Raw genomic sequence first — 20,354 nt, 5'->3', positions numbered from 1 at the left:
GTGAGCAGAGCCGTGCTGGAACGCCTCACACTGCGTAACGAGCGCCTGCTGGCCGAGATTGTTCCGCAGATCGGGGGCGGCCTGGCACGGCTGGACTGGCTGGACGGCGACCAGGCACGGCCCCTGCTGCGCGGCTTGCCGCCGGACGCCAACGACACGCCGCTGCCCGGGCAGCTGGCCTGCTTCCCGCTGCTGCCCTGGTCGAACCGGATGGCGCCCTCCGGCTTTGCCTTCGAAGGCGAGCGCCACGTGCCCGCCCCGAACCGGGCCGGAGAGCCTTGCCCGATCCACGGCGACGGCTGGCAGCAGCCCTGGCGCGTCGCCGCCCACCACGATACCTCCCTCACCCTGAGCCTCGACCGCCGGGATGCGCAACCCTTCGCCTATACGGCCGAGCTGCACTACATTCTGGACAAGGATGCGCTGGTGGTGGAACTCAGCGTGCGCAATGCGGGCCGCAGTGCGCTGCCCTTCGGGATCGGCCTGCATCCCTGGATGCCCGATCCGCAAGCCGCCCGGCTGGAAGCCGGCGCCAACAGCGTCTGGATGGCCGGCCCCGACAAGCTGCCGCTGGTGCGCCAGGACATCCCGCCCGAGTGGCGCTTCGACAGCCCCGCGCCCTTGCCGCAGGATGGCGTCGACAACGTATTCGAGGGCTGGCACGGCGCCGCCCGTATCACCTGGCCGCAACGCGGCCTTGCACTGGAGGTACAGGCCGACATGGATTACTTCATCCTCTACGTTCCGCCGGGACGCGATTTCTTCTGCTTCGAACCGGTGGACCACCCGATCAATGCGCACAACCTGCCGGGCTATCCGGGCCTGACGGTGCTGGCGCCAGGCGCGACCCTGCGCCGCCGCTGCGTGTTCCGGGGAGCGGCGCTGTGAGGCGGGCTCCTCTCGGCCTGCTGCTGGCACTGACGGTCACTGCGGCCTTCGCCCAGGCGCCGTACAACGCCGACACCACCTACCGCAAGCTGGTGCGCGACTATCCTGACATCCGCATCGCCAGCGCCGAGGCGCCGGCCCCGGTCCAGGTACGCAAGGACCTCGAGTATGCGCGGCGCGGCGACCTGTCCCTCGGGCTCGACCTCTACCTGCCGGGCCCGGGCGGCAAGCCGGCGCCACTGGTGATCCTGGTCCACGGCGGCGGCTGGGGCACCGGCGAGCGCGCCAACATGGCGCCGCTGGCGGCGCGTCTCGCCGCACGCGGCTACGCGGCCGCCACCGTCAGTTATCGTTTGTCCGGACAGGCGCGCTACCCGGCCGCGATCGAGGACGTGAAGGAAGCCGTGCGCTGGCTGCGCAAGGACGCGGGCAGCCATGGCATCGACCCGGCCAGGCTTGCGATCGCCGGCGGTTCGGCCGGCGGCCAGATCGCCGCGCTGGTCGGCATGCTCGAGCCGCAAGCCATCCGTGCGGTGGTCAACATCGACGGCCTGTCCGATTTCACCTCGGAGGAAGCGCGCAGGCACGAGGACGATCCGAAGAAGAACCCTTCCGCGGCCGGCGCCTGGTTCGGCGGCCGCTACGCCGAGAAGGAAGCGCTGTGGCGCGAGGCTTCGCCGATCAATCATGTAGGCAAGAACAGCCCGCCGGTACTCTTCATCACCAGCAGCGTGCCGCGCTTCTCGGTGGGACGCGAGGCGATGGCGGCCAAACTGGCCTCGCACGGCATCCATTCGGATACCGTGGCGCTGGCCGGCACCCCGCATTCGTTCTGGCTGTTCGATCCCTGGGTGTCGCCCACCGTCGGCGCCATGGCGGCTTTTCTCGAGCGCGTGCTCGGCCCCGTGCCGGCGAGGGCGCCGTGGTCGCCCGACCTCGGCGACGGCCGCTACCGCAACCCGATCCTGCATGCCGATTATTCAGATCCGGACGCGATCCGCGTCGGCGACACCTACTACATGGTGTCCTCGAGCTTCGCCAACGCGCCCGGCCTGCCGCTCCTGCACTCGAAAGACATGGTCAACTGGGAGCTGCAGGGCCATGCGCTGCCCCAGTTAGTGCCGGGCGCGCAGTTCGCCGCGCCCCAGCACGGCAAGGGCGTGTGGGCCCCGTCCCTGCGCCACCACGACGGCAAATTCTGGATCTTCTATCCCGACCCCGACAACGGGATCTACGTCACCACCGCGAACGACTTCAAGGGTCCCTGGAGCGCCCCGCACCTGCTCCTGCCGGGCAAGGGAATCATCGATCCGGCCCCGCTGTGGGACGAGGACGGCAAGGCTTACCTGATCCACGCCTGGGCCAAGAGCCGGGCCGGCTTCAACAACGTGCTCACGCTGCGCAAGATGGCGCCCGATGGCCGCAGCCTGCTCGACAGCGAAGGCAAGGTCGTCATCGACGGCGACAAGCTGCCCGGCTACCGCACGCTGGAGGGACCGAAGCTGTACAAGGCGAACGCTTATTACTACGTGTTCGCGCCGGCGGGCGGCGTCGAGCATGGCTGGCAATCGGTGTTCCGCTCGCGCAGCATCGAGGGCCCCTACGAGTCGCGCATCGTGATGGAGCAGGGTGCCACCGGCATCAACGGACCGCATCAGGGCGCCTGGGTCAGGACGCAGCAGGGCAGCGACTGGTTCTTCCACTTCCAGGACAAGCGCGCCTACGGACGCGTGGTGCACCTGCAGCCGATGCACTGGAACGACGGCTGGCCCTTGATCGGCGAGCCGTCGAGCAAGCCGGGCGTGGGCCAGCCGGTGACCGAACATGCCAAGCCGCTTGCCGGCAGCTTCGCCCGGCAGGTGCCGGCAACGAGCGATGAATTCGATGGCAAGGCGCTGGGCGCGCAGTGGCAGTGGGCAGCCAACCCGGATTCCCGCTGGTATGCGCTCGACGCCCGTCCGGGCCATCTGCGCCTGTTCGCGCAGCCGGAGATGCCGGTGCGCTCGCTGCCCTCGGTGCTGACCCAGAAGTTCCCGGCGCCCGCCTTCGGCGTCGCCGCCAAGGTCGACCTGCGGGCGCAGCGCGACGGCGATCAGGTCGGCCTCGGCACGATGGGCCTGGCCAGCCACTGGTTCGGCCTGCGCCGCGTCGAGGGCAAGCCACGCATGGTGCTGGTGCGCTGTGCTCAAGACGGCAAGTGCGTCGAGGAGCTGGGCGCGGAACTGCCGGGCTTCGCGGCCCACCTGCGCATGCACGTGACGGCCGGCGCCCGCGTCGCCTTCTGGTACAGCGCGGACGGCCTGCGCTACACGCAGCTCGGTGCGCCATTCGACGCCACCATGGGCCGCTGGGTCGGGACGCAGGTCGGCCTGTTCGCGACCGGGGCGGCGGGCAGCTACGCGGACGTGGACTACCTGCGCATCACGCCTTGATGCCGGTGTCGGGGTGATAGTATTGCCGGACTTCCGTTCTTGAAGACTGGAGACCTCATGGCCCTCGACCCGCAGCAGACCTATGTCCACCTCGCCGACGATGGCCTGGCACGCAGCGTGCCAGGCGAATCCTTCTGGCAGCTGCCCCCAGCCGAACTCGATGCCTTCGGCAAGGGCTGGCTCGTCAGCGAATTCTCGTTCACGCAAGATTGGCCGAGCTGGGAAATGCACCCGCACGGCGACGAATTCGTCTACCTGCTGGCAGGTCACGTAGAACTGCTGCTCGAACGCGACAGCGGGGTGGAGACGATCGTGCTGGAGGGCAGCGGCGCGGTCGTGGTGCCGCGCGGCGTCTGGCATACTGCCCGGGTGCGCCAGCCGAGCCGCATGTTGCACGTCACGCGCGGCGAAGGGACCGAGAACCGACCGGCCTGATCCGGACTACGAGGAGACCAGCGTGTTACGAGGAAGCTGCCTGTGCGGCGCCGTTGCCTACCAGGCGACCGGCCCGATCGAGAGCGCCAGTCACTGCTATTGCACCATGTGCCAGAAACAGCATGGGGCGGCGGCCGGTACCTACGCCAACCTTGCCCGTGCCGGCTTGAGCATCGAACGTGGCGAAGAGTTCATCACCGAATACGCTTCGTCGAGCCACGGCCGGCGCGCCTTCTGCCGGCAGTGCGGGTCCACCCTGTTCTGGCGCAGCGAGCACACGCCCGAGCGCATCGCGGTCACCCTCGGCACGCTGGACGCACCGTTTACCGATCCGGTCGACATCGAACTGCACACCGATACCAGGCCGTCCTGGCTGCCGGTTAGCGGCGTGCGCTGACCGGTGGGGCGCCTGCGGCCATGCCGACAGGTGACAATGCGTGTATGTGTAGCGCCGCGCGATGCCGTACAGTCGAGGGATGAAGAAGCTCATCCTCTCCCTGGCCGCGGCCGCGGCCGTCGTTCCTGCCCAAGTGCCTGCCGCCCGCCTGCAGGACCCGCAGCAGCTGATGGCCATGGACCTGAATGCCTGCGGGCGCCCCGTCTATCCCGCCGCCGCGCTGGCGCAGGGCGCCGGCGGCAAGACGACGGTCGAAGTGCTGATCGGCGAACTGGGGCGCGCGAACGATGCGCGCGTGTACACGTCCAGCGGCAGGGAAGACCTCGACAAGGCCGCACTCGATGCGGTGCGCAATTGCCACTTTCATGGCGTGCAAGCCACGGGCCAGGCGCCGACCGGCTGGCTCAAGACGCAATTTGTCTGGATACCCGGCGGGGCGCAGAAGACGCAGGCGCAGGACGCGGCGCTGCTCGCCGGTACCAGGACACGTGCGGAAGCGGGCGATCCGGTCGCCCAGAATACCTTGGGCGCCTGGTACCAGCACGGCACCCACGTCGAGGCCGATCCCGTGCAGGCCGCTGCCTGGTACCTGCGCGCGGCGCAAGCCGGCAATGCATTCGCGCAGAACAATCTCGGCGTGCTGTACTACCGCGGCCTCGGCGTGCCATATGACCAGAAACAGGCGGTCTACTGGTACGCGAAGGCGGCGGAACAGGGGCACGGCTGGGCCCAGGCCAACCTGGCGTGGGCCTACCAGTACGGCACCGCGGGAGAGCTCGACATGGACAAGGCCTTGTCCTGGCTGACGCGCTCCGCCGAGGGCGGACTGGCCGAGGCGCAGCTGCGCCTCGGCCTGCTGGGAATGCAGCGCGCCGTCTCCGACGGGGAGCGCACGGCGGCAGTGGCCTGGATCGCACGCGCCGCGGCGCAGGGCGATGCGTCAGGCCTGGTCCATCTCGGCCGCAGCTTCGAACTGGGCCTCGGGAACGTGCAGGACGACGCGCAGGCGGCGGCGCTGTACCGCAAGGCCCTTGGCCGCAGTGAAGGGCGCGCCGAGCTCGCCCTGGGCAAGCTGCTCGTATCGGGCCGCGTAATGCCTGTGGACGCGGACGAAGCGTCCAGGCTGTTCCAGAAAGCGATGCAGGGCCGACTTCCGGAGGCCTACCATCAATACGGGCTGATTCTGGAACAGAACGGCGATCTCGACCTGGCAAGAGCCATCTTCCTCCTGGGCGCGAAGTTGGGACATTGCGATGCCGCAGTAAAGTACGTCGAGATGCGGCCGAACCAGGAAACGCCGGCCGGCGACCTGGGCGCCGCTTTCGCGCTGCGCGCGCAGTGGTGCAGGACCCGTCCAGCTGCGCCGCCGCAGCTTTGAGGAGCCGATGCTGCTACACTCGTCCCCCCGATTTCACAGATATTCTTGAGCAGAACATGAAGAGCAGTTCGAACAGCGGCCTCGTCTATTCCACCGAGAGCGGCCGCATGTGCCCCGCATGCCGCATGCCCGTCTCGGCCTGCGAGTGCAAGGCCCGGGCCGCGGTCAAGGGCGACGGCGTGGTGCGCGTCTCCTTGCAAACCAAGGGCCGGGGCGGCAAGAGCGTGACCATCGTCAAGGGCCTCGCGCTCGATGCCACTGAACTGGCCCAGCTGGGCAAGCAGCTGCGTACGGCATGCGGTTCCGGCGGCACCGTGAAGGATGGGGTGATCGAAGTGCAGGGCGAGCACTGCGAGCTGATCATGGAAACGCTCAGGAAGCTCGGCCACCAGCCGAAGCGGGCCGGCGGCTGAGCGCTCAGCGCGCGGGGGCCTGCGCGCCGCCCGCGCGCAGCCGGTACCAGCCCATGCCGATCAGTTCATACATGGCATACCAGGAACGGCGCAAGCCCTCGGCACTGGGCACCCAGGCATGGATGCTGCGGGCCTGGCCGGTGAAGAACATGGTCGGTGCGTCGACCACCTCGAGCCCGGCGCGTTCGAACGCGGCGCGGGCGCGTGCTATGTGCATGGCATCGGTCACCAGCAGGACACGCCGGACCTCATCCGCGCGCAGCAGCGCGGCGCTGTAGGCGGCGTTTTCCGCGGTGTCGCGCGAGCGTGCTTCGACCCATTGCACCGGCACGCCGAAATCCTCGCGCAAGGCGGTCGCCATCGCATCGGCCAGCGAATAAGCACGTTCACCGGCGGGCGGCTTCCCGACGGTGCCGCCGCTGACCAGGACGGGCAGCTTCGTGCGCCGCTGCAGGTGGGCCGCGTAGCGCAGGCGCGCCAGGGCGGTGACATCGGGGATGTCGCGGCCGCCGTACTCGGGGGCGTCACGCAGCCGTCCGGCCCCGAGCACCACGATCGCCTGGGCGCCGGCGCGTTCGGGCGCGTGCAGGGGCGCGGTCATCCGCTCCAGCGGCCTGACGAACAGCTCGGCCACCTTCGGCATCGACAGCAAGGCCAGTAGCGCCAGCCCCGTTCCCGCAAGGCTGCGGCCGATGCGCGGCCAGCGGCGCCATAGCGCCAGGCCGATCAGGATCAACAGGAACAGGTTGGCGGGAGGAAGAATCAGGCTGCGCGGGATGGCGTTGATCAGGTCGAGCATCGGTGTCGGCTAGGAAGCGGTGGCTGTCAGTCCGACATCCTAGCTCATCCTGCGCCGAAACCGGTGCAGGCTTCAGGCCTGCAGGGTGGTGTTGTAGACCTTGCCCGCGATGGTGACCTTGCTCAGCTTGACGTTGCGGACGTTGTAGATGAACCAGGGCTGGTCCGCGTTCACCGGGGTGCCGAAGTCGCAGTCGGTGATGGTCACGTCGCGGATCGGCAGGATGTCGACCGGCTTGTCGCCGTTGTAGTCGAAGGCGACCGGGCCGAGCAGGAGCAGCGCCTGGTAGCAGGAGCGCGGGCCATTCTCCGTGGCGACGTTGCCGACCCTGACGCCCGAGATGTGGATGTGCTCCACCACCGGCGGGCGGGTGCGCACGTTATCGGCGTTCGGCGCGTAGTCGCAGTCGAAGGTGATCACGGCGCCGGCGCCGGCTCCCACCGACTTGGGCTTGATCGGCGAGCCGGGCAGCGGGGTGTAGAACTGCGGCTTGAGGTTGACGCCGTTCGGCATGGTCACGTTGCGCACGTAGAAGTGGCGCAGGAAGCCGCCGCGGTTCATGTTGGTCTTCAGGCGGATCGCGGTGTTGAGCGGGTCGCTTGCCCAGTGCGTGTTGCGGAACTCGATGTCCTGCGCATACACGTGCTGGATCCCGCCCGCCATCTCGCTGCCCAGCGTGACGCCGCCGTGGCCGCTGTTCATGACGCAGTTCTGGATCACCACGTTCTGGGTCGGGCCGAACTGGGTGTCGAGGTTCTTGCCGGCCTTGATCGCGATGCAGTCGTCGCCGCTGTTGAAGGTGCAGCCGTCGACCAGCACGGTGTTGCAGGCTTCCGGGTCGAAGCCGTCGCTGTTCGGTCCCATGCTGTCCATGTGCACGCCGCGGATCTCGACCTTGCTGCAGTTGACCGGGTGGTGCTGCCAGAATGGTGTCTGGTTCAGCTGGTAGCCCTGCATCAGGACGTTGGTGCAGCCGATGAACTCCACCATGCACGGGCGCAGGTAGTGACCGCGGCCGAACACCCGTTTCGCGGCCGGCACGCCCGCTTCCGACAGGGTCGGCAAGTAGGCTTCGTCGGTGCGCCATTTGTCGTTCGTGCCCTCCATGAGGGCGACCTGGGCGTCGTTGAGATTGGGGGCAACGGTCCGGATCGAGGTGGGGTTGAGCGGATTGACAGCGATCTGCGTGCGCTGCTGGTTGTGCGCCTTTCCTGCCACGCCCTTGCGCTTGCCCTTCCAGTCCCACCAGGTCTCGCCATCGGCACGCGGCACGCCGCCCTGGCCGTCGAGGATGCTGGTCCAGTCTTCGCCGGTGAGGGCGATGTTGGTCTGGCCGTAGGCGTAGACCATCGGCGAATAGTTCAGGCAGTCGTTGCTCTGCCAGCGCGAGATCACCAGCTTGCCATTGGGTCCGCAGTCATAGTCGCCGTATTTGGCGAAGTCTTCCGGATCGTTGCTGAAGTAGACGTGGGCGCCCTTGGCCAGGTGCACGTTGACGTTGGATTTCAGGACGATCGGCCCCTTCACCAGCCAGTTACCGGCCGGGATCACGACCCGGCCGCCGCCCGCCGCGCTGCAGGCCGCGATGGCCGCCGCGATCGCCGCGTAGCAGTCATGGGCGCCGGGCGCCGGGGTGCTGAGCTTGCCCTCTTCGTGGTCGGCCACGTAACCCGTCACCATGACCGCTTCGCAGGGCTTGGCGCCGTAGGCGGTGATGAGGAAGTCGCGCTTGGGGAAGACGAGCGGCTTCCTGAACCCGTCGATGATGCTTTGGGCGCGCGCCCAGGGATCGTCTTGTGCCACCTTGGTTCCTCCGCTTGCGGCGAGCGCCGGTCCCACAGCCAGGCCGGCCACCGATGCCGATGCAGCATACAGCAGCGAACGGCGTTGCGGATTGATGTGTCGCTTAGTCATGGTGATTCCTTTATTTGCCGGCGCCGGCATGCGCGCATAGATGGATGTGCGCAGGGCGGACGAGGTCTCGTCCGCCCTGCGTCGGTCACGGTCTCGAAGCGCTTAGAACGTGTAGTCCGCGCGCAGCGTGAAGGCACGCCCGATCGGCTTGGCGATGTTCTGCGCAAACACGACGCGCGAGGACAGGCGCTGGTTCGACAGCGGCGGATCGGTATCGAACAGGTTGTTCACACCGGCGCCCACCTTGAAGTTCTTCGAGAACTTGTAAGTGGTCGACAGGTTGTACACGCGGTACGGTGCGATCACGTTGTAGAACGGCTGGCCCGGCTGCTGGGTCGGCAGCGCGTTGGTGTCTTCGTAGGTCGACGAGTACTGCTGCGTCAACTGGGCGAAGAACGGACCGTAGTTCCAGTTCACGCGCGCCTGGTGCTTCCACTTGAAGATGTAGGTGTTGGCCGAGGTGGAGCCGGTGGACAGGGCGCCGATGCGGCCGACGCTGTCGACCCATGGGCTGCCGACGTCGTTCTGGCCTTCGTACTTGTCGGTGTAGGTGCCGTCCATCGAGAAGCCGAAGCGGCCCCAGTTCTTGGTCGGGTACGAGTAATTCAGGCTCAGGTCGATACCCTGGGTCTTGAGGCCACCCATGTTCAGGCGCGTCTTCGTGATGTACTGCAGCGTGCCGTCCGGGTTACGCACGAACAGGTCCTGGTAGCGCGCCAGGTTGTCGAAGATGGAATCCTCGTTGATCTGGGCGATCGTGCCCTTCATGTCGATCTTCCAGAAGTCGACGGTGGCGACGAAGTTCTTGATCGGTTCGATCACGAAGCCCACGGTATAGGTCTTCGACTTTTCCGGTTCCAGGTCCGGGTTGGCGCCGACCAGCGTGGTCAGGCGCGTGTTGCAGACGCGCTCGGCGTCCAGGCCCAGGCCGGCATAGCGGGGATCGGTGGTCAGGGTACCGGAGCCGGCCACGTTCGGGGTGGCGCTCGGGCACAGCAACGGATCGTCCCAGCTCGAGGTCGACGGCGCCAGCGTGCGCGGCACACCGTAGAGTTCAGGCAGGGTCGGCGCGCGGAAGCCGGTGCTGACCGTGCCGCGCACCATCAGCTGTTTCATCGGCTGGTAGCGGAAGCTGGCCTTCGGATTGAAGGTCGAGCCGAAATCGCTGAAGTGGTCGCCGCGCACGGCGAAGTTCAGGTTCAGCTCTTTCGTAACCGGTGCGTCGAGTTCGGCGTACAGTGCGGCGACACGGCGCGCGCCGCTCGGGTTGTTGCCCGGCGAGCCGTTGACCCGCCAGACCACCTCGTCGCCGATCATGCGCGCATCTTCCTCGTAGGTCTCGCGGTGCCAGTCGCCGCCCACGGCCAGGCCTAGGGAGCCGCCCGGCAGGTCCATCAGGGTGCGGCTCAGGTTGAAGTCGACGCCGTAGTGGCGCACGTCGGCCACGCGGAAGTCCTCGCCGTCGGCCGAGATGCTCTCCAGGTAGGCGCGGCCGGCTGCATCCTGGGCGCCGAACGGGTTCAGGATGCCGTTGGCGACACCCGCGTATACGCCCGGGGTGCGCACGAAGTTTTCCTTGAAGCCGCTGTCGCGGTGGCTGTAGCCGTAGTTCGCGCCGACGCGGTAATCCCATCCCTTGATCTGGCCTTCATCGGCGACGACCAGGCGGGCATTCTTTTGCACGTCGTGCAGCTTGGCCGCGCCCAGCTCGTCCAGGCTCCAGGTCAGCGCCAGGTCTTCGCCGTTCAGGCCGGCCACGGCCGGCACGCCGCCGCTGCCGCCCGGGTACCACTTGCTGGCCTTGGTGATCATCAGGGGCTTGCGCGAGGCGGTGCGCATGTCGTAGTTGGTATTCGCGCCGAAGGGCTGCGGCGGGCTGATGGCGTCGATGTAGGAGCGCGACAGGTTCAGTTCCACCGTCAGCACGCCGCCGTCGCCGTGGGCCAGGCTACCCTTGGTGAACAGGGTGACCTGCTGGTTCTCGGGCAGCAGCTGCGGGTAGATGGTCGGGTCGGTGATGCAGGTCTTGCCGCCGTTGGCGTTGGTACGGGTCGACGGCACCGTGGTCTGCGGCAGGCCCGGCGCCACGCAACCGGAGGCGAAATACGGGTTGCCGGTGATGTTGGCCGACTTGCCGTTGCGGTAGATCGTGTAGTTCGCGGGCGATGCCGAGCCGCCCGAGGTGTTCGAGGTGAACGGGTTGCCGCCGAGTGCGGCCAGCTTGACCGGATCCCAGATTTGCGGACGGTCCTTCTGCATCAGTGACTCGCGGCGCTGGGCGCTGAAGGCGGTATAGACGTTCCAGCCGTCGGTGGCCATGTCGCCCTTGCCGGCGACGAGGGTCACGCGCTTCTGGTCGCCGCCGCCGGATTGTTCCGGCTGCACCGTGCTGGCATGGACGGTCACGTCCTTGACCGATTTCCTGGTGATGAAGTTGACCACGCCGGCGATCGCGTCGGTGCCGTACAGGGCCGATGCGCCGTCACGCAGCACTTCGACGCGCTCGATGGCGGCCATCGGGATCACGTCGACGTTGACCGAGCTCGCGCCCAGCGCCTCGTTGGCCAGGCGGCGGCCGTTCAGCAGCACCAGGGTACGGTTGGTGTTCAGGCCGCGCATGTTGATCATGGTGCCGCCGCCGCCGCCGCCGACCGGTTCGTTGGTCGCCGCAACGGTCAGGGCCACGGCGACTTCCGTCATCGTGGTCAGGCCCTGGTTGGTCAGTTCTTCGGCCTTGTAGGTGGTCAGCGGAAGGGCATTCTCGGTGGCGAGGCGCTTGATCGAGGAACCGGTCACTTCGACGCGCTGCATCGGCGCGTCCTGCGCGATGGCGGTGTTCGTCAGGGTCAGCACTGCGGCAGTGATTGCCGTCAGAAGGAAGCGTTGTTCGGTGATACGAGTTTGTTTCACTGGAAGTCTCCTGCTCAAATCAGAATTGCGTCCGGGTGTGTCCCTGGATCGCGCGAAGGGATACGCAGGGGTATCCGCGCGGTGGTGACGAGGTCACTGCCGTCCAATGCACAGCGCTGTGGTCCGCGGCAGGCCATCCTCGTGCGACGGCGGTAGGGATCAGCAGATGATTGATTGGTCTGTAGCGGATTCTACTTTGGTCTGACCGCTTTCGCAATCTGGACGAACCACTTATTTTCTGGTCTGTTCGTAAATACAAGGCGGTTGGGCCAATTATTCAAACAGCAATATTCCCGCAACGCCGAAGGCGACCTGGAAACGCAGGGAGGGGAGAGAACGGCGGGAAGGGTGGACAGCCGGGCCGATGGCCCGGCCCGGACCAGGCATCAGCCGCGCGAGAACGTGCGGGTCACGCGGTCGAGGTGGGCGCGCATGGCGGTGCGGGCGCCGGCCACGTCGTGCGAGGCGATGGCGGCGAAGATGTTGCGATGGTCGATCAGGGTCTGCTGGCGCAGTTCTTCGGTCTGGAAGTGTTCCTTCAGCTTGTGCCAGAGCGAGCCGCGCTGGCTCCACAGGTATTCGATCACGCCGACCATCGCGCTGTTGCCGGTGGCGCGCGCGATCGCCAGATGGAAGTTGCGGTCGGCCGATTCGTTGCCGCTGCGGTCTTCGTGGTGCTGCTCCATCTCTTCCACCGCGCGCAGGATGGCGTCGATGGCCGAATCGCTGGCGTGCTTCGCGGCCAGCGCCGCGACTTCGACCTCGATCAGGCGGCGCGCGGCCAGCACTTCGAACGGGCCGGGGCCGGCGGTCGGCACCTCGGCCTGGGGCTGGGCCTGTTCACTGACGTACACCCCCGAGCCGCCGCGCACTTCGACCGTGCCGCCCAGTTCCAGGGCGATCAGGGCTTCGCGCAGCGAGGTGCGGCTGACGCCGAGCTTGGTGGCCAGCTCGCGCTCGGCCGGCAGGCGCTCGCCCGGGCGGATGTTTTCAGCGCGGATCAGTTCCTCGATCTTGGCCGAGACCACCCGGTACAAGCGTGGCTCGTTGACGCTGTTCTCGTTCAGCGCAGCGGTTTTCTTCATCGATGGGTCCGTCGTTTGTAAATATGGTGGCCGATGCCAAACCAGCGATCTTAGTTTGGTGCGGGTATTGTTGCAAGTGGACCAACCAATTATAAGCTAACGGAGCCGTCTTTACGGTTGTGGCGTAACGGTCATCGCCACGCTGAAGGCTTTCTCGCCTTCGCCGACCCTGACGGTAGCCGCTTCGCCGACGCGGGCCAGCAAGGTCGGCGCCGTCACCAGGGCTGCGCCCTTGAACAGTTTCCCGGTCAGCCAGACCTTGTCGGGCGTCTCGGCCGGACGGACGATCATGTCGAGGCGCCACTCGCCCGTACTCACGCTGAACTTTTCGCCGGCCGGCGTCAGCACGCGCGGGATGGAATGCTTGCCATCGCCCTCGAAACCTTCCGCCTTGAGCTGGAAGGAGACCGATGAACGGTTCGCATCGCCGATGACCATCGCCACCGAATACTGGGGCACACCTGCGGCCTGCTCGGCGCGCACGCCCAGCGTCGTGCCGAAAGCGCCCGCGGCCAGCAGGGCGAGGGTACAGCGGCCAGCGATACGGCGCAGGGTTCCAGGTAAGGCTTGCTGCAGGCTCATGATGCGCTCCTTGGTAGGGTGTGGCGTTTGCCAGTGGCAGTGGATGCCGCCCGCCGCAAAGGCGCCGGCATGGGATTTGAGCAGTGCTTCGGCATACACGCGGCGCTGGCGCGGGTACTGCCGCATGACGGCGGCATCGCAGGCCAGTTCCTGGTCCTGGCGCAGGCAGCGCGCGCCGACATGGATCAGCGGGTTGAACCAGAACAGGCACTGGAACAAGGCCGTCAACAGGTTGGCAAGGGCATCACGGCGCGCGACGTGGACTTGTTCGTGGGCGATCACCAGCGCCTGCTCGGCGGGCGTGTAGCGCTGTGCGAAGTCGCGCGGCACCACGATCCGCAGGCGGAACAGGCCGACCGAAGCCGGTCCGGCGCCGGCGGCGCCGACGAACACGCCGCCGGAGCGGGTCAGCTCGCCCGCCTGGCGCAGGAAGCGCAGATGGCCGCGGATGAACCACCATGCCATCGCCGCGACGCCGGCCATCCAGATGAAGGGCAGCATGCCGGCGCCGTCCGCCGTCACTGCCGGCGCGGCCTGCACGGCCAGCGCCTGCACGGGGCGCAGCGCCTGCACGGACAAGCCGGATGGCGCCGCGCTTCGTGGCAACAGGCTTGCCGCCACCACGATCGGCACGATCAGCCAGGCCTGGTAAGCCAGCGTCGCGCCGAGCCAGCGCCGTAATGGCTTGCGCACTGCCAGCAGGATCAGGGTCGCCAGGCCGGCGAACAGCGCCGCGCGCAGGACCAGGGGCATGAGCTCACTGGCCATCATCATCGAGCTCGTCGATCAGCTTGCGCAGTTCCCGGATGTCCGCCTGCGACAGTTTTTTCTGGCTGCCGAAATGGGCGACCAGCGGCGCGATGCGGCCGCCGAACAGGCGCTGCACCAGGCTTTCGCTTTCGCGCGCCAGCCAGGCCTCGCGCGGCAGCACGGCGTGGTAAAGGAAGCGCCGCCCATCCTTCTGCGCGGCGATCGCCCCCTTCTTGAGCAGGCGGTTGAGCAGGGTCTTGACGGTGGCGGTCTGCCAGTGCTGGCTCTCGGACAGGGCGACGACGACCTGTTCGGCCACCACCGGGCCGGGCGCGCGCCACAGCACTTCCATGACGTGCGACTCGGCGTCGCTGATGTTGATGGGGGAAGGATTCGACATGACAGCACCATTTACAGTTGTAATCTCAATTCATGATTACAGCTGTAAACGGCACTGTCAAGCGCTGCGCGTGCCTTTATGCGGCCAGGGTGGCCGCTATGTCCTCAAGGCTGAGGATTCCAGCCGCGGCCGGCGAACACCGCGGCGCGGGTCGACAGGCGCGCGGCCTGCGCCCGGTCCATCTGGTAGCCGCCGTAGCTGCGCGGCTGCCCGTTTTCCGAACGGTTGCCGTATTCGCGCCAGCCGCCCTCCAGGGGATTCGGCAGCGGCTTGCGGTACCAGGCATCCGCGGCAATGTGCGGGCCGACGCTGCACTCGATGAAGGCGACGTTGTCCCAGGTATTCGCGGTGCCCGGCGAGCGTGCGAAGTACGTTGCGCCGTCGGGCGGCAGGTTGCCCGCCGGGCCGGGGCCGCGCGTCAGGCGCGAACGCAGGAACACGAAGCCCGGGTCGTCCTTGCCCACGGTACGCGCCTGCACGATGTAGCCGCCGCTTTGCGGATTGGCGCTGTCGCCTACCGTGCGCAGTTCGCTCTCTTCGAACAGGGCGGCGCGGTTGTTCCCCCACACGAAGTCGACGTTGCCTTCGATGAGCGACTTGTAGAACCAGGCGTAGCCGTGCAGCTGCAGCGTGTCCTGCTCGCTCACGAAGTGCGCATTGCGCGCGATCAGGCGGCCGTTCTCGCTCCTGAAGAAGATCGTTTCGGCCTGGGCCGAATGGCCGTCGCTGCGGCGGGTGCTGTTGTGCAGGGCGATGTCGCGGATTTCGAACAGGTCGACATCCTGGACCAGGAACTGGGCGCGGCCGCCATCGATGCCGGCCGTCCCGGCGGGCTGCCCGCTACCCGAACCCGGATTGCGGGTATCGCTGTTGGCGGCGCGGATGATGGTCGCTTCGCGACTCTGGCCGCGCAGCATGACATTGTCCTTATCAACCAGGTAGAGCAGCTCGGGATAGACGCCGTCGCGCACGTTCACGGTGAGCGCCTGCGCACGCGGCAGCGTCATGGCGTAGTCGAGCGCGCCCTGCACGGTGCGGAAGTCGGCGCGTCCGATGGCATCGACCATCACGCTGTCGCCCACCGGCTGGTAGGGCGTGGTGTGGAAGGACCAGCGCGCGCCCTGGAAGCCCTTGGCGCGCACCAGGCGCGCATCGACCACCGCCTCGTACTCGAGGCCGCGTTCGAGCGATCGCGGCATGCGCACGTACAGCTCCTTGCCGAGCACGCGGATCGGATGCTGTCGCACCAGGCGCTGGCGCTCCCCGGGGGCCAGCGCCGTGACGGTTTCGCCCGGGCGGATGACCGCAACCAGGGCCTTGTCGCGCTTGCGGTAGACGCGCACGCTGCCTTCGCCGCTGAGCACCGGTTCTTCCGCGAAAGCGAGGCGCAGCGGCGTATCGGGCGGCACGCCGCGCTCGCCGTTGGCCGGCAGAACGGTGGCACCAGGGGGCAGGGTGGTGCCGGCCGGCGCGGCGAAGGGGGCGCCCACGTCGACCGTGAACACGGCCTGCGCCCATGGATCGTCGAGGCTGCGCACCGTCACCGTGGTGCGGCCCGCGGCGTGCGGGGTCAGGCGCAGGGCGCCGCTTGCGGCATCGGCATGCGCGATGCGCGGATCGGCGGAGGCCGCGGCGATGTGCGCACTTCCGCCGGCGCCGCCGACCCGGATGGTCTCGGGCGTGTCGCCGGCCTGCAGCGCGATGCGGTCGGCGCCGACGTGGACGGTCACGCGCTCGGGCGGCGTGCCGGCAGGGCCGGCGCGCAGGTCGACCAGGGTGTTCGCGCCCGCTTCCCAGCTGACCGGCTGCACCGCGGGGAAGGGCGGCGCCACCAGCCAGGTGGCGCGGTCGCCGTCCACCGAGACGTTCAGCACATTATCCTGCGGTCCCGGTTCGGCCGCATAGCGCAGCACCACCGGCGTGCCCGGCAGCGAGGCATTGCGGCGCACCTGCTTGATGCGCTTGACCTCGCCGCCGCGCGACTCCAGCAGCTCCACCACCCAGACCTTGCGGTCGTCGCTGAGCTGCAGGCTGGCGCCCTGCCAGTCACCGTTCGCGTCCTGGCGAGCGCGCAGCAGGAAGGGGCTGCCGGCCGCCGGGACGAAGCGGGCCTCGGCATAGCCGTCCGCCGCTTGCTGCAGGGGACGTGGACCTACATGCTCGCGCACGTGGCGCGCTACCTCGCTTGCGGGCAGCGCCGTGTAGCGGTAGGGCACGCGCCAGCCGGCGTCGCCGCCGTAGGGGCAGTCCGCCAGCGCCGTGCCGTTCAGCAGCGAACCCTTGTCGCTGAAGATGCCCGGACTGGCACCCGGGTCGCGCACCACCTGCCTGCAGCTCGTGGCGCCGGCGATATCGAAGGCATTGGCATCCGAGATGATGCGCGAGGCATGGGCCGCGCCGACGCTGTAGCCGTGGCCGTAGACGGGATGCTTGCGGTCGCCGACGTAGTAGTTGTTGAGCAGGTGGACCTGGCCGTAGCGCACCCGTGGAGCGCGTTCGGCGACGTGCTCGAACAGGTTGCCCTTGAGCGTGACGCGCAGGTGGCCCTGGTCCCCGACGGCGCGGTCGCTCGAGCCGATCAGCATGTTCTTCTCGTGCAGGGCGAAGTGGTTGTAGGTGACGCTGACGAAGTCCGAGGCCTGGTTGATGTCGAGCGCCCCGTCGTGGCATTGCTTCAGCTTGCCGTTCTCGACCGGATGCTTGTCGTCGGTGCCGGGGGCGTCGGTAAAGCTGTTGTGGTCGATCCAGACGTGGCGCGCGTTCGAGACCGTGATGGCGTCGAACAGCGAATTCCAGTTGCCCTTGGGGCCGTCCTTCGGATCCCAGCGCGGATTGACGTCGCAGGGATTGCGCAGCGCGAGGTTGCGGATGACCACTTGCGAGACGTTGGCCACCGACAGCGAGCCGTTGACGAAGCCGGCGCCGGGCGCCACGCCGATCAGCGTCGTGTTCGATGGAACGCGCACCGTGCCGCGGTTTGCCTGGTCCTCGCTGTCGGCAAAGGCGCGCCCCTCGCTCATGTCGATGCTCGCCGCCACACGCACGATGCGGGCCGGCGCTGTTGCGCTCAGGGCCGCCAGCAGCTGGGCGCGGTCGCGCACGGTGTACACATGGGCGGGGCTGGCCAGGGCGCCGCCGCGGGTGCCGCCCTCTTGTGCGGCCCAGCCGTCGAAGGGCGCATGCTGGCGCTCGGCCGTCGGGACCGGCACGGCCGCGGTGGCTGGCCGGAACGGAGGAGGCGTGAGCGGCGCTGCCACGGCGCCGGCCGCGGCCAGCGCCATCAATGCGAGCGGCGCCTTCACTGTGCGCCCCGCATCGATGCGGACAGCGCCGGCACCTTGCGCACCAGCTCCCTGGCCACGATGCCGGAGAAGCGTTCCGCGCCGAGCGGACCGAGATGGGTGTGGTCGAAGTTGGCCCCAAGGCGTGCCAGCTTGTCCGCTTCCTGCGATCCCATCTCCTGCACGGCTGCCAGCGACAGCGCGTTCAGGTCGACCAGCGGCGTATGCGTGGCGCGCGCGATCGTGCGCACGGTGGCGGCCCAGGGCGCCAGGTCGTTGTGCACGTAGCCGTCCTTGAAGATGCGGCGCGTCAGCGGTGTCACCAGCACCGGTTCGCCGCCGAGCGAACGGGCTTCTTCCACGTAGCGCTGCATGTTGGCGGGGAATTCGGTGACGTAGTCGGTGGAGCGCCCCGGCTTGCCCGGCTGGTCGTTGTGTCCGAACTGGATCAGCACATAGGTCTTGCGGAAGCCCGCGCTCTTGCGCAGCAGTTCCATGACCTCGTCCCAGCGTTTCTCGGCCCGGAAGCTGCCCGAGCTGCGGCCGCCGCGCGCCAGGTTGTGGCAGGCCGTCTCCGGTGTCAGGCGCGCGCACAGGGCGTCGCCGTAGCCGGTGGTGCTGGCCATGGTGGAGTCGCCGACCAGGATCACACGGTCGGGCAGGGCGGCGGCATTGGCGCAGCTGGCGAACAGCAGGGGAAGCAGGCAGGCGAGGGAACGGGCAGGACGTAACATGGGGCGGACTCCTAAAGGTTCGCCAGATTCTATTTTGGCCTGACCAATTTATCAAGCGGTCAGGCCGGCACGAGATCGATACCCGCTGTGGCGTCGCCGATACAGCTTATGAGAGATGTCTTGTCATAGGACGTCATACAACTTGTCTTGATATATAATTGTCTTATCTCTTATTCCACCCTTTATTCACCACATGCTCCCCACCCAGCGCAAGCCCCGTAACCTCGCACAGGGCGTCGTCGAACAGATCAGCAGCAGCATCCGCCAGGGTATCCTCAAGCCGGGCGAAAAACTGCCGACCGAGTCCTCGATGATGGCGCAGCATGGCGTGAGCCGCACCGTGGTGCGCGAGGCGATTTCGCACCTGCAGGCCTCCGGGCTGGTGCAGACGCGCCACGGCATCGGAACCTTCGTGCTGGAACGCCCGCAGTCCGGCCTGGGCATCGATGCCGAAAGCATCCTGACCCTGCGCGACGTGCTGTCGATCCTGGAGCTGCGCATCGGCGTCGAGACCGAAACGGCGGGCCTGGCCGCGGTGCGCCGCACCGACGAGCAGGTGCGGGACCTGAGCGTGGCCCTGGCCGAGATGCATGAGGCGATGGCGGTCGGCAGGTCGGCGGTGGATGCCGACAAGCGCTTCCACCTGCTCATCGCGCAGGCCACCGGCAACCGCTATTTCGAAGACATCCTCACCCAGCTCGGCAACGCGATCATCCCGCGTGCGCGCCTGAACACGGTGGAGCTGGAGCAGGACAAGCCGGCCAACTTCAACGAGCGCGTCGGCCGCGAACACGACGACATCTTCCGCGCCATCGAGCGCCGCGATCCGGAGGCCGCACGCGCGGCCATGCGCACCCACCTGTCCAACAGCCGCGAACGGCTGGTGCAGGCGCAGCGCCGGATCGAATCCATGATCAATTAAAAAAAGTCGCACATTCTGCTTGCGAGCTCATCGCTTAAGTTGTACGATGACATACAACTCAACGCGGTAATCCTTTCTTCACCCGTATTTCACACATCTGTCCTGGAGACTCTGTAATGCAAGCACTCGAACTACAAAAAGTCCTGTCGCACGGCCTGCTGTCCTTCCCGATCACCGACTTCACCGCCGAACTCGAATTCGACAAGGCCGGCTACCAGAAGCGCCTGGAATGGCTGGCACCGTACGGCGCGACCGCGCTGTTCGCCGCCGGCGGCACCGGCGAATACTTCTCGCTGCACGGCGAAGAGTACAGCCAGATCGTCAAGACCGCGGTCGACACCTGCGCCGGCACCGGCGTCGCGATCCTGGCCGGCTGCGGCGGCCCGACCCGCGCCGCCATCGCCCACGCACAGGAAGCCGAGCGCCAGGGCGCCCAGGGCCTGCTGCTGCTGCCGCACTACCTGACCGAATCCAACCAGGATGGCCTGATCGCCCACGTCGAAGCGGTGTGCCGCTCCGTGAAGATCGGTGTCGTGGTGTACAACCGCGCCGCCTGCCGCCTGAGCGCGGACTCGCTGGCCAAGCTGGCTGACCGTTGCCCGAACCTGATCGGCTTCAAGGACGGCATCGGCGACATCGAACTGATGGTCTCGATCTACCGCAAGCTGGGCGACCGTTTCAGCTACCTGGGCGGCCTGCCGACCGCGGAAGTGTATGCCGGCGCCTACAAGGCTCTGGGCACCCCGGTGTACTCGTCGGCCGTGTTCAACTTCGTGCCGCAGCTGGCAATGGACTTCTACCACGCTACCGCCAGCGGCGACACCGCCACCACCAACCGCCTGCTGGACGAGTTCTTCCTGCCGTACCTGGAGATCCGCAACCGCAAGGGCGGCTACGCAGTCAGCATCGTCAAGGCCGGCGCCCGCCTGGTCGGCCACGGCGCAGGTCCGGTGCGTCCGCCGCTGACCGACCTGACCCCGGCAGAAGACGAAATGCTGCTGGAACTGATCAAGAAACAAAAGAACCCGGTGTAA

16 protein-coding genes are annotated in these 20,354 nt (G+C 67.6%); 8 read left to right on the top strand and 8 right to left on the bottom strand.

The window, feature by feature from the left end; translation table 11 throughout:
* Positions 1–12 precede the first annotated feature (12 nt).
* The 6 genes from FG94_RS15000 to FG94_RS14975 all read left to right on the top strand — a co-directional run bounded on the left by FG94_RS15000 (position 13) and on the right by FG94_RS14975 (position 5,943).
* A complete protein-coding gene (locus tag FG94_RS15000; protein ID WP_051996741.1) occupies positions 13–888 on the top strand; it encodes an aldose 1-epimerase in 876 nt (291 codons plus the stop codon).
* Complete coding sequence (locus FG94_RS28260) at positions 885–3,320, top strand: family 43 glycosylhydrolase (protein WP_081926009.1); 2,436 nt, start codon at positions 885–887, stop codon at positions 3,318–3,320. The genes FG94_RS15000 and FG94_RS28260 overlap by 4 nt, the downstream gene beginning before the upstream one ends.
* Before the next feature lie 57 nt (positions 3,321–3,377).
* Positions 3,378–3,755, top strand: a complete 378-nt coding sequence (locus tag FG94_RS14990; RefSeq protein WP_036213150.1) for a cupin domain-containing protein — start codon at positions 3,378–3,380, stop codon at positions 3,753–3,755.
* A 22-nt stretch (positions 3,756–3,777) separates the two neighbouring features.
* Positions 3,778–4,152, top strand: coding sequence for a GFA family protein (locus FG94_RS14985; protein WP_036213147.1), 375 nt, complete (start codon positions 3,778–3,780; stop codon positions 4,150–4,152).
* Positions 4,153–4,231: 79 nt separating this feature from the next.
* Entirely contained in the window at positions 4,232–5,530 is a 1,299-nt protein-coding gene (locus tag FG94_RS26080; RefSeq protein WP_051996737.1) for a TonB family protein, read from the top strand.
* 56 nt (positions 5,531–5,586) lie between these two features.
* Entirely contained in the window at positions 5,587–5,943 is a 357-nt protein-coding gene (locus FG94_RS14975) for a translation initiation factor Sui1 (RefSeq protein WP_036213144.1), read from the top strand.
* Positions 5,944–5,947: 4 nt separating this feature from the next.
* On the opposite strand, the gene FG94_RS14970 is transcribed toward FG94_RS14975, so the two are convergent.
* From FG94_RS14970 to FG94_RS14930, 8 genes are all read right to left on the bottom strand, one after another.
* Positions 5,948–6,742 carry a YdcF family protein gene (locus FG94_RS14970; RefSeq protein WP_036213142.1) on the bottom strand — a complete coding sequence of 265 codons (795 nt, stop codon included), beginning with the start codon at positions 6,740–6,742 and terminating at the stop codon, positions 5,948–5,950.
* A gap of 72 nt (positions 6,743–6,814) precedes the next feature.
* Positions 6,815–8,656 carry a glycoside hydrolase family 28 protein gene (locus FG94_RS14965; RefSeq protein ID WP_036213139.1) on the bottom strand — a complete coding sequence of 614 codons (1,842 nt, stop codon included), beginning with the start codon at positions 8,654–8,656 and terminating at the stop codon, positions 6,815–6,817.
* A gap of 102 nt (positions 8,657–8,758) precedes the next feature.
* Positions 8,759–11,566, bottom strand: coding sequence for a TonB-dependent siderophore receptor (locus tag FG94_RS28465; RefSeq protein ID WP_152570994.1), 2,808 nt, complete (start codon positions 11,564–11,566; stop codon positions 8,759–8,761).
* Between the two features lie 386 nt (positions 11,567–11,952).
* Positions 11,953–12,651, bottom strand: coding sequence for a FadR/GntR family transcriptional regulator (locus FG94_RS14955; protein WP_051996733.1), 699 nt, complete (start codon positions 12,649–12,651; stop codon positions 11,953–11,955).
* Positions 12,652–12,762: 111 nt separating this feature from the next.
* Entirely contained in the window at positions 12,763–14,007 is a 1,245-nt protein-coding gene (locus tag FG94_RS26075; protein ID WP_081926007.1) for a M56 family metallopeptidase, read from the bottom strand.
* Positions 13,991–14,383, bottom strand: a complete 393-nt coding sequence (locus FG94_RS14945) for a BlaI/MecI/CopY family transcriptional regulator (protein WP_200879982.1) — start codon at positions 14,381–14,383, stop codon at positions 13,991–13,993. The genes FG94_RS26075 and FG94_RS14945 overlap by 17 nt, the downstream gene beginning before the upstream one ends.
* A 104-nt stretch (positions 14,384–14,487) precedes the next feature.
* Positions 14,488–17,685 (bottom strand): pectinesterase family protein, encoded by a 3,198-nt coding sequence (locus FG94_RS26070; protein ID WP_051996728.1) that lies wholly within the window; start codon positions 17,683–17,685, stop codon positions 14,488–14,490.
* The gene (locus tag FG94_RS14930; RefSeq protein WP_036213126.1) at positions 17,682–18,398 is read right to left on the bottom strand and encodes a rhamnogalacturonan acetylesterase; all 717 of its coding nucleotides are present in this window, start codon (positions 18,396–18,398) and stop codon (positions 17,682–17,684) included. Before FG94_RS14930 ends, FG94_RS26070 begins: the two co-directional genes overlap by 4 nt.
* A gap of 193 nt (positions 18,399–18,591) precedes the next feature.
* Here FG94_RS14930 and FG94_RS14925 point away from each other — a divergent pair, with 193 nt between their 5' ends.
* Positions 18,592–19,320: a FadR/GntR family transcriptional regulator gene (locus FG94_RS14925; RefSeq protein WP_036213123.1), complete on the top strand. Its 729-nt coding sequence runs from the start codon at positions 18,592–18,594 to the stop codon at positions 19,318–19,320.
* Between the two features lie 116 nt (positions 19,321–19,436).
* Positions 19,437–20,354, top strand: coding sequence for a 5-dehydro-4-deoxyglucarate dehydratase (kdgD, locus tag FG94_RS14920; RefSeq protein ID WP_036213116.1), 918 nt, complete (start codon positions 19,437–19,439; stop codon positions 20,352–20,354).

Origin of the sequence: Massilia sp. LC238, from assembly GCF_000735635.1 — a bacterium.
In the GTDB taxonomy this organism is placed as follows: domain Bacteria; phylum Pseudomonadota; class Gammaproteobacteria; order Burkholderiales; family Burkholderiaceae_D; genus Telluria; species Telluria varians.
This window is presented reverse-complemented; position numbering and strand designations above follow the sequence as displayed.

What these genes read in the sequence shown, in the direction of transcription:
- FG94_RS14990 (WP_036213150.1), top strand. Translation starts at nt 3,378, where the DNA reads ATGGCCCTCGACCCGCAGCAGACCTATGTCCACCTCGCCGACGATGGC.
- FG94_RS26080 (WP_051996737.1), top strand. Translation starts at nt 4,232, where the DNA reads ATGAAGAAGCTCATCCTCTCCCTGGCCGCGGCCGCGGCCGTCGTTCCT.
- FG94_RS14975 (WP_036213144.1), top strand. Translation starts at nt 5,587, where the DNA reads ATGAAGAGCAGTTCGAACAGCGGCCTCGTCTATTCCACCGAGAGCGGC.
- FG94_RS14970 (WP_036213142.1), bottom strand. Translation starts at nt 6,742, where the DNA reads ATGCTCGACCTGATCAACGCCATCCCGCGCAGCCTGATTCTTCCTCCC.
- FG94_RS14965 (WP_036213139.1), bottom strand. Translation starts at nt 8,656, where the DNA reads ATGACTAAGCGACACATCAATCCGCAACGCCGTTCGCTGCTGTATGCT.
- FG94_RS14955 (WP_051996733.1), bottom strand. Translation starts at nt 12,651, where the DNA reads ATGAAGAAAACCGCTGCGCTGAACGAGAACAGCGTCAACGAGCCACGC.
- FG94_RS26075 (WP_081926007.1), bottom strand. Translation starts at nt 14,007, where the DNA reads ATGATGATGGCCAGTGAGCTCATGCCCCTGGTCCTGCGCGCGGCGCTG.
- FG94_RS14945 (WP_200879982.1), bottom strand. Translation starts at nt 14,383, where the DNA reads ATGTCGAATCCTTCCCCCATCAACATCAGCGACGCCGAGTCGCACGTC.
- FG94_RS14930 (WP_036213126.1), bottom strand. Translation starts at nt 18,398, where the DNA reads ATGTTACGTCCTGCCCGTTCCCTCGCCTGCCTGCTTCCCCTGCTGTTC.
- FG94_RS14925 (WP_036213123.1), top strand. Translation starts at nt 18,592, where the DNA reads ATGCTCCCCACCCAGCGCAAGCCCCGTAACCTCGCACAGGGCGTCGTC.
- kdgD (WP_036213116.1), top strand. Translation starts at nt 19,437, where the DNA reads ATGCAAGCACTCGAACTACAAAAAGTCCTGTCGCACGGCCTGCTGTCC.